Source organism: Paracoccus lichenicola, from assembly GCF_009708075.1.
Lineage (GTDB): Bacteria > Pseudomonadota > Alphaproteobacteria > Rhodobacterales > Rhodobacteraceae > Paracoccus > Paracoccus lichenicola.
Window position 1 is genome coordinate 1 of sequence record NZ_WMBT01000031.1, and the last position, 8291, is coordinate 8291.

Consider the following 8291-nt stretch of genomic DNA (forward strand, 5'->3'; position numbering starts at 1 on the left):
AAAAAAATAAGCTATTGTTTTTATTATTTTTTTATAGGGGGGGTAGGTCACAGCTATGACCTACCCCTAGGTCATAGCTGTGACCTAGGTCTGAACGGATTTTAAGCAGACATGCTCTGATTTTGACGGTATAAATCGATCACGCTTGTTCGATTCCCAATCTCGCATGAGCAAATTTTGATCAAAAATGGACTAGGGGTGGGTCATGGATGAACTAGGGTCGGATCAGGAGGCGGAACGGCCAAACCTTCCGATGAAGCCGCGTCGGGGGCACTTCGTTCAGACTGACCGCGCCGCTCATGAGGCATGGGCACGGCTCGGCACAAAGCACCCTGCGGCCTCTGCCCTGCTGCATGTCCTTGCTGCCAATGTCGGGGATCAGAATGCGGTTGTTGCCAGCCACAAGCTCTTGGCCCGCCTCATGGGAGCTTCGGCCTCGACCGTAAAGCGCGCCCTCAAGACGCTTTCCGATGGCAACTGGATCGAGGTTCACCAGATCGGGGCTAGTGGCACCGTGAATGCCTATGTCCTCAACAGCCGTGTAGCATGGACAGAAGGCCGCGATCGCCTACGTTACGCCCGCCTGAAAGCTGATGTGCTGCTGGCCGAGGATGAGCAAGAGGCCGGAGCATTCGATGAGCCGAAAACAGCCCTCTACAACCTCCCCCGGATTGGCGAACTTCAGATCCCTTCGGGGGTCGGCCTTCCCCCCATCTCGCAACCATCCTTCCCCGGAATGGAGCCTGACCTGCCAGCGACGGCTGAAAGGGATGAATCTTGATGCCCTATCCCTGCAACGCGTTGCACAACAGGTGTGAAGGCGGTTCATGCAACATCATGCAACACCCTGAAACGCCATGAAATACACGGCAGGTCAGGCCGCAAAGGCAGCAGGAATTTCCAAAGCCACGATCACGAGGGCTTTAAAGAGCGGCAAGATTTCAGGATTAAAGGATGACAGCGGCACCTGGACCATAGACCCGGCCGAGTTGCACCGGGTGTTTCCACCCGTTGCAGGTGCACCACCTGAAACGCAGATCATGAAACGATCTGCACCACCCGAAGAAACGAGTGAAACAGCCGCTCTGGAACGCGAAAATCAGATGCTGCGCGAGGCTCTGGCCGATGCACGGCAGGAGCGGGACAGGTGGCACCAGATTGCGGAACGTCTCTCCATCGCGCCCCCGGTCCCTGCGCCAGACCATTCCAAGCCCGCTGCGGGCTTCTGGTCCCGCTTGTTCGGAAAAGGGCGGGGTGACTAAAGCCTGCCCGCCTTACCAAGCGGCGCGCTGCTGGGTGAGGCGGACAGGCGTGCCGAGATCTCGTCGTCGGTCAGCACGCCCGCGCGCCGGTCATCGCCCTAGCCAAAGGCTTCAGCTCCGGCCTTCGCCCCCATCCACCCGCTCGGATCAAAGCGGGCTGTAGGGTGGGTGGGGGCGTCCTGCCCCATACCTACGGCAACGTGACTCAAGCCTCTGGAATATAGTACCGCCTGCACGAGCAACGTGGAGGTAGTAGATGGCAATCGACTTTGCATTTAGGAAAAGGGCGGTTCGCACCCTTACGACCAGGATTGGGGTTTATGTTCTGTGCGATTTGGACCAGGTGCCCATCTATGTTGGGCAATCGAGAGATGGCATTCGTAGTCGGGTGGCGCGCCACCTTACCTCGGCGCGCTCCGATATCATCTCTAACCGTCAAGTCGATGTTTGGGAGATTGCTTGGGTTCTTGCTTACCCAGTCGAGAACAGCGCTGAGATCACGCCCCTTGAAGGACTGCTTTTCCATCATTTCAATCCGCAGTCACAGCTTATGAACGGCTCTACTCCACCTGTGCCAGATGCAGGAATCCCTATCCCTGAGCCTGCTCAAGTCGTTCAAGTAATGAGTGATGCCGAAATTGCGGATAAGCTGGATCCTGCGCAGCGCCTACCGCGACAGGCAAATCATTACACGCAGATCGTCGGGCACTTTCTTGCTGTAAAGAACTCTCCGCAAATTGCTCGGGCTATGAACGCTCATTTTGAGCGCCTTTCCAAGTACCACGGACAGTTGCTGGGCTTGGCTGGGCCTGAGGTGGAGGATGGTGAGGACGCATAGCCCTAGAGCACCTGAACAAAAATAGAACTTGAAGTGGCGCCACTTTGGCGCCACTATCAGCCTAACCAAGTTGCAACGCGTATGGGAGCCGCCATGGAAACGACTTTGGATCGCACCAACCTTCGCGTTACGCCTGAGATGATGCTAGCCATCGACGCGGCGCGCCTGCGCCGTGCTGGGAGCGTCTCGCGCAACACTTGGATCGTTGAGGCCATCGCGGAAAAGCTGACCCGCGACGAGGGCAATGGCGAGACGCCCGTCGGAAAAACCGCCAATGCGTAGCTTCTACGAATTCTTCGCCGGCGGGGGCATGGCGCGTGCTGGGCTGGGCTCTGGCTGGCAATGCATGTTCGCCAACGATTTCGACCTCAAAAAAGGCGTTGTCTACCGCCGCAACTGGGGCGACGACGAGCTAAGAACTGGCGACATTCGAGCCATCATGCCCAGCGATCTACCTGGCATGGCCGATCTCGCCTGGGCCTCCTTTCCCTGTCAGGATCTGAGCTTGGCGGGTGGCGGAGCTGGCCTCAAAGGCGAACGGTCGGGTACGTTCTGGCCATTTTGGGACTTGATGAGCAGCTTGAATGCCGAGAAGCGCGGACCAAGGATGATTGTCCTCGAAAACGTGTGCGGCACCCTGTCATCGCACAGCGGCAAGGACTTCGTGGCGATTGGAGGGGCTCTTCGCAAGCAAGGTTATCGCTTCGGGGCCTTGGTCGTCGACGCCGCGCTGTTTCTGCCGCAATCTCGCCCACGTCTGTTCGTAGTGGGCGTGCGCGACGACGTCGCAGTGCCACCCGAACTCCTGGCTGAAAAGGCCCAAGATCCTTGGCACACCAAACAGCTCCGCGCTGCATATGAGAAGCTTCCAGCCGCCGCAAAGGCAAAATGGCTGTGGTGGCGGCTGCCGAAGCCACCGCAGCGCAGCGCCTCGCTTGCTGATCTGATCGAGAAGGAGCCGACGGGAGTTGAATGGCACTCGCCGGCCGAGACTGAAAAGCTCCTTGGCATGATGAGTGCGATCAACCTCGCCAAGGTCGAGAAGGCGAAGCTGGCAGGGCGGGTCATGGTAGGCGGAGTCTACAAGCGCACCCGTCCAAACGAAGACGGTGTGAAGGTGCAGCGCGCGGAGATCCGTTTTGACGACATTTCAGGTTGCCTGCGCACGCCAGCGGGGGGGTCGAGCCGCCAAGTCATCGTCGTCGTGGACGGTGATCAGGTTCGCTCTCGACTGATCTCGACGCGCGAGACCGCGCGGCTCATGGGTCTGCCCGACAGCTACCACCTTCCGCCTAGCTACAACGAAGCTTACCACCTCACAGGTGATGGCGTAGCAGTGCCCGTGGTGCGCCATCTAGCGCACCACCTATTCGAGCCCATCTTGGGCTCCAACAACAGGGTGCGCGAAGCCGCATGATGCTCATGCAACTAAGCGGATAACTTACGCATGGCAGTCATTCCATGCAGCAGCAACCTGGCGCTCCAGCAACAGATCGAGGAGTTTGCTGAGGCTTTGGCGACCCAAAGTCATCAGCTCGGTGCTCATGGGCTGGACGAAGCCGCCTTTTATGAGAGCGGCATCCTTCGTGGCGCAATCGAGCGCCTGCGTGGCAGATACAGTGCTGACACGCGCGAGAAACGAGCCTTCGTCCGCCTTGTCCTGAATCACATGCAGGATCGTGGCTTCATCACGAGCTATGACGACACACGGAGCGCAAACCGGCATGACTACCTTGTCGTGATGCCGTCAGGCGCGGTCTGCGCCATTGCGCTAAAGGGCTGCCTCGATGGCAACAACACCAACATCTTCGAGCGACCTGCTGAAGCCAGCGAGTTTGTGCTCTGGAGCATCTGCACTAACCCTGGATCGGATCCGCGCCATAATGTCTGGTCGGGCATTCACACGCGTCTGAGCGCGGAAATCATTGAACGTGGGCAGCAGGTCGATGGTCTTGTTGTCTGGGACTGGCTTTGCGGCACCGCAAGGCGGCCATGCCCGAAACTCGCTCACGCGGGCGCGCCTGACCAGCGCCTCACCGAGGTTGGGCAGTATCGTCTCACTCCGCCGTGCATCTATCTTTTTCCTTCGGCTATTCCTGATGCCGCTGGCGAACCTGATCCAACGCCGCATTCCCTAGAGTCGATTACTTTCCTTGAGGCCCTGCACCGATGCTTCGGCGGTTGTGACAAGGAACTGAATCAGGTTCGCGTCGCCGTCAGCCATCATGGGGCGGAGGTCGTACGCCGCACCACAGTGACTCGGGGCGGTGCCCTTGCTCATGGCTCCGAACCGACGCCAATCCGTCGGCGCTAACGGCCGCCTAGAAATCCTACAAGCCGCTTGCCCAAGGCATTGACGTCTCGCGTCTCACACTCCCAAACTACCAGCACCCGCCAACCTAGCTCTTCGAGCTGCTTACGCACTTCAACGTCCCGCGCCATGTTGCGATCGAGCTTGGTGGACCAGTAGTTGGCATTTGCTAGCGGCCGACGCGCCCCGCGCGGGCAGCCGTGCTGGTGCCAGAAGCAGCCATGGACGAAAATGATGGCTCGACGCTTTGGGAAGATCAGGTCGGGACTTCCCGGCAGCTCGCGTCGGTGCAACCGAAAGCGGTAGCCTAGACGGTGAGCAAGGCGTCGCACGACGAGTTCAGGTCGAGTATTCTTACTCCGAACCAGTGCCATTCGTGCGCTGCGCTGAGATGGCGTCAGCGTATCCATATGACCATAGATATATTATATAGATATATTATTTTGCCAGCTTCACACCCTGTGGTCAGGCGGATTATAGGAGCAAAGCATGGGAAACATAATCATTCGAAACCTGCCGGATGAGGTTCACAACCATCTGCGTGACCAAGCTGCGAGCAACAGATGCAGCATTGAATCGGAGGCCCGTTCCGTCTTGATTAACTCCTATGTTGCTAAGCACATAGGCGGCTTCGGCCAGCAACTCCGGTCACGGTTCCAATGCATGGGTGTGATCGGGCATGAACTGGACCTGAAGCGCGACAAGTCCCTTGGTGAAGCGGCTGACTGGTCGTGATTTTTCTATCGGAGATCCAGATCACCAGCCCTCTACTATTCCAATCGTAGCACGCCTGGTTCGGCGTAGACCCTGGGCAGGCCGCTTGGATCGGGAGGGAAGCCCGAAGCCCAGGCTTCCGGGTGATGCTGGATGCAGGCGCACGCGGCCCGGGTGCCATCCTGACGCCGGACAGTGCCCCGGACTGCGGAAAGCCCTTCGGCCTGTTCGGCAGCGCGGGCAAACCTATTGGGCGAACTCATCGCCCCTCCGGCCCTCAGCCGCTCGATCCGTTGGCGTATGTCGCGCCCAGGCACATCATCACCGGCAGTCACCTCGACCCGCGTGATCGCCCCGCTCCGGCAATCAAGCACCGAATACCGGCCGTATTCCGCAGGGCCCTGGTCTCCCGAGGTGAGCGTGTACATCCCGACCAGATCGCCCCCCAGGTTCTCGGGCGGCATCTCAAGGGTTGTGCTGCCCCAGCTCGTCTCGCTGCGCGCGCAGGCGCTGTTGGAGGCCTGCTGCTGCAAGGCGTTCTCTGCCGGAAGGCATCCGGCCAGCATCATCGTCGCGGCAAGGATCGTGGGAAAACGCATCTGGCACCCCCTCAAAGCTGGTTTGTTCCTACAGCTTCAGCAAACCAGCCAAGCCAAGCCAAGCGATGGGTCCACTGGCAAGAGGATCTGGCCAGGATCGAGCCGTCACAGGCGGATCACAGCGTAACCCCGTTTCAGAAAAATGTGCCCCTTCCCCTGTCAGGGGCGAGCGGATAATTTGGCCGTAGGACAAATTGTCTAGTGAGTGCACATTTTTCTGAAATGGTGTTACGGTGGCGAGGTTTGGGGAGGATGTCAGGTTGTCGCCTTGTCCAATACGCTACCCGCTGCTTGGCGACTTGCCCGGAAACAGAATAGCGCAAGGGAAAAAGCATGCGGGATAGCTTCGTCATCGGCCAATACGACTGGCTCAAGTCCCAGGGCGGGCGGCCCGCCGGCCAGCGCCGCTATGCCATCCTGCGCGTGGGCAAGATCAAGACCAAGGGCCAGCTCGGCGCGGCGCTCGGCCATAACCTCCGTGAACGCCACACCCCGAACGCTGATCTGGACCGCCTGCACGAGAACACCGTCCTGAAAGGCCCGGAGAACGGTCGGGACGTGATCGCCGCCTGGGAAGCCCGCGCCCCCGAGAAGGTCCGCAAGAATGCCGTTCACGCCTTGGAATACTTCGTCGGCGCCAGCCCCGAGAAGATGGCGGCCATGAGCCGCGACCGGCAGGACGCCTATTTCCGCAAGGCGCTGGACTGGTTCGAGACCCGCCACGGCAAGGACAACGTGCTTTCGGCGGTCATCCACCGCGACGAGACCACCCCCCACATGCAGCTCCTGGTCATCCCCCTCGATGCCCGCGGCAGGCTGAACGCCCGCGAGCTGGTCGGCGGCAAGGCCACCCTGAGCAGGATGCAGACCGACTTCGCCCACGAGGTCGGCATCTCCTTCGGCCTGGAACGCGGCCGCGAGCGCAGCCAGGCCACGCACCGGACCATCCGAGAATACTACGCCCACGCCAGCACGCCCGCAGAGGCCGATTTCCGGCTTCCTGAGCGGCACAGGGGCAATATCCTGGGGGTGGGCAGGGAAAGCGACGAGGAGTGGCGTCAGCGGGCCACGGAAGCGGCCAGAGAGGCCATCGCCCGAACCAAGGCCCAATACGAGGAACAGCTCCGCCAGATCGAGCGCGGCGCGGCCCAGCTCCTGTCCGGGGTCCGCAACCATGAAAAGACCCTGCGCCGCGAACTCGGCCTGTCCACGGCCGAGGAGCGCCAAATGGCCGACATTCGCATGAACGGCTTTCTCATCACCATCAGGACCCGCGAGCTTTCGCCCACGGAAAGCCGCGACCTGACCGAGGCGGCGGAAACGGTCTTTGGTCCAGACGGCATGAAACGGCTGCTCGAAGGGGATCTCAGCCAGTGCCAGGGTGAAAGCTACCCGGAACGGGCAAGAACAGCTCTCGCCATCCTCAAGAGCTACGAGGACAGGGGCATGGACTTGGCCGTGCCCCTGCAACGCATCCACGATGATCTGGAAAGCTTCAAGGAAGCCAGGGAGGCCGAAAAGGCCAGGGAGCGGGTGCAGGAACGCGCCATCGTCATCGAAAGAACCCGCGATCACACCCACGACGAAGGCGACGTCTGGGAGCTTTGACCGGCACCGACAGGCTAGACGAACCCGACCCGGAGCTGGTGCCCCGTGGCTTCGGCATAGCGCCGCAGGGTGGAAATCGACGGGGAAACGCGGCCTGCCTCCAACCGGGCAATGGCTGATTGGGTGGTGCCGATCTTCTCGGCCAACTCGGCTTGCGTCATCTTCGCCTCCCGTCGCGCCGTGATCATCGCCTCGATCAGGGCAAACTCCGCGTCGGCCTTGGCGTATTCTTCGCGGACTTCAGGATTTTCCATCAGCCGCTGCTTCAGATCGGCAAGCCTTGTCATGGCGTGACCTCCTTCATCCTTTCACGAGCCAGCTCCAGGGCCGCCTTGGGTGTCTTCTGCGTCTTCTTCGCGAACACATGCAGCACAACGACGCGGCTGCCCGTCACGGCAACGTAGATGCCGCGTGCGATGCCTTCCGGGGCCTTGGCACGCAGTTCCCAAAGCTTCCCCTCCAGGTGTTTGACATGAGGTTCATGGATCTGATCCAGCCCCACGTTCTCCACCATCTCCATCAACCGCAGAAGCCGCGCCTGGAGCTTTGGCGGGAGGGCAAGGATTTCATCGTCTGCCGCCGCATGGGTTTCCACGGTCCATCTCATATCGGCTATATACCTTATTCGCTATTTTCTTCAAGATCCTTCCCCTCCTTGCCTGATCCACCCCATCCGGTGCCACTCTGGCGCAAACGTCATTCTATGACCGATCGGCCGTTCGCCCCCTTGCAGGGGGCCTCTCGGCCGATGCCAAAAACCCCACAGCCCGTCCGTAGGCGGGGGGTCGCCAGCTTCCTGGCGGGCGCTCCCCCCCGGCGCGCAAGCGCGCCCGGACTGTGGATTTTTTGGCGTTCCTAAGATCATAAGAAGGCAAAAAAATAAGCTATTGTTTTTATTATTTTTTTATAGGGGGGGTAGGTCACAGCTATGACCTACCCCTAGGTCATAGCTGTGACCT

Annotated in this window: 12 protein-coding genes; 8 read left to right on the forward strand and 4 right to left on the reverse strand. The window is 60.0% G+C overall.

All coding sequences use genetic code 11. The features are described from left to right. The first annotated feature begins 205 nt into the window (after positions 1-205). The 6 genes from GIY56_RS17680 (at position 206) to GIY56_RS17705 (ending at position 4414) form a co-directional block, all read left to right on the forward strand. Positions 206-781 (forward strand): replication/maintenance protein RepL, encoded by a 576-nt coding sequence (locus GIY56_RS17680; protein WP_230312621.1) that lies wholly within the window; start codon positions 206-208, stop codon positions 779-781. 76 nt (positions 782-857) lie between these two features. Next, positions 858-1262, forward strand: a complete 405-nt coding sequence (locus GIY56_RS17685; RefSeq protein ID WP_154766172.1) for a MerR family transcriptional regulator — start codon at positions 858-860, stop codon at positions 1260-1262. Positions 1263-1518: 256 nt separating this feature from the next. After that, positions 1519-2100, forward strand: a complete 582-nt coding sequence (locus GIY56_RS17690) for a GIY-YIG nuclease family protein (RefSeq protein WP_154766173.1) — start codon at positions 1519-1521, stop codon at positions 2098-2100. Positions 2101-2193: 93 nt separating this feature from the next. Further along, positions 2194-2382 (forward strand): hypothetical protein, encoded by a 189-nt coding sequence (locus GIY56_RS17695; protein WP_230312622.1) that lies wholly within the window; start codon positions 2194-2196, stop codon positions 2380-2382. After that, complete coding sequence (locus GIY56_RS17700) at positions 2375-3517, forward strand: DNA cytosine methyltransferase (RefSeq protein ID WP_154766175.1); 1143 nt, start codon at positions 2375-2377, stop codon at positions 3515-3517. The genes GIY56_RS17695 and GIY56_RS17700 overlap by 8 nt, the downstream gene beginning before the upstream one ends. A 30-nt stretch (positions 3518-3547) precedes the next feature. Beyond that, positions 3548-4414: a hypothetical protein gene (locus GIY56_RS17705; RefSeq protein ID WP_154766176.1), complete on the forward strand. Its 867-nt coding sequence runs from the start codon at positions 3548-3550 to the stop codon at positions 4412-4414. Here the strand turns inward: GIY56_RS17705 and GIY56_RS17710 are convergent. Then, positions 4411-4821 (reverse strand): very short patch repair endonuclease, encoded by a 411-nt coding sequence (locus tag GIY56_RS17710; protein ID WP_154766177.1) that lies wholly within the window; start codon positions 4819-4821, stop codon positions 4411-4413. The two genes, GIY56_RS17705 and GIY56_RS17710, sit on opposite strands and share 4 nt — an antisense overlap. Positions 4822-4900: 79 nt before the next feature. On the opposite strand from GIY56_RS17710, the gene GIY56_RS17715 reads away from it, so the two are divergent. Next, entirely contained in the window at positions 4901-5146 is a 246-nt protein-coding gene (locus GIY56_RS17715) for a FitA-like ribbon-helix-helix domain-containing protein (RefSeq protein ID WP_154766178.1), read from the forward strand. A gap of 35 nt (positions 5147-5181) precedes the next feature. Here the strand turns inward: GIY56_RS17715 and GIY56_RS17720 are convergent, their stop codons facing one another. Next, positions 5182-5724: a hypothetical protein gene (locus GIY56_RS17720; protein ID WP_154766179.1), complete on the reverse strand. Its 543-nt coding sequence runs from the start codon at positions 5722-5724 to the stop codon at positions 5182-5184. 333 nt (positions 5725-6057) lie between these two features. Here GIY56_RS17720 and mobV point away from each other — a divergent pair, with 333 nt between their 5' ends. Next, positions 6058-7332: a MobV family relaxase gene (gene mobV, locus GIY56_RS17725; RefSeq protein ID WP_154766180.1), complete on the forward strand. Its 1275-nt coding sequence runs from the start codon at positions 6058-6060 to the stop codon at positions 7330-7332. Positions 7333-7346: 14 nt separating this feature from the next. Here the strand turns inward: mobV and GIY56_RS17730 are convergent, their stop codons facing one another. Together GIY56_RS17730 and GIY56_RS17735 are read right to left on the reverse strand one after the other, a co-directional pair. Next, the gene (locus GIY56_RS17730; protein ID WP_154766181.1) at positions 7347-7619 is read right to left on the reverse strand and encodes a helix-turn-helix domain-containing protein; all 273 of its coding nucleotides are present in this window, start codon (positions 7617-7619) and stop codon (positions 7347-7349) included. Next, positions 7616-7939 carry a type II toxin-antitoxin system RelE/ParE family toxin gene (locus GIY56_RS17735; RefSeq protein ID WP_154766182.1) on the reverse strand — a complete coding sequence of 108 codons (324 nt, stop codon included), beginning with the start codon at positions 7937-7939 and terminating at the stop codon, positions 7616-7618. The genes GIY56_RS17730 and GIY56_RS17735 overlap by 4 nt, the downstream gene beginning before the upstream one ends. Positions 7940-8291: the final 352 nt, after the last annotated feature.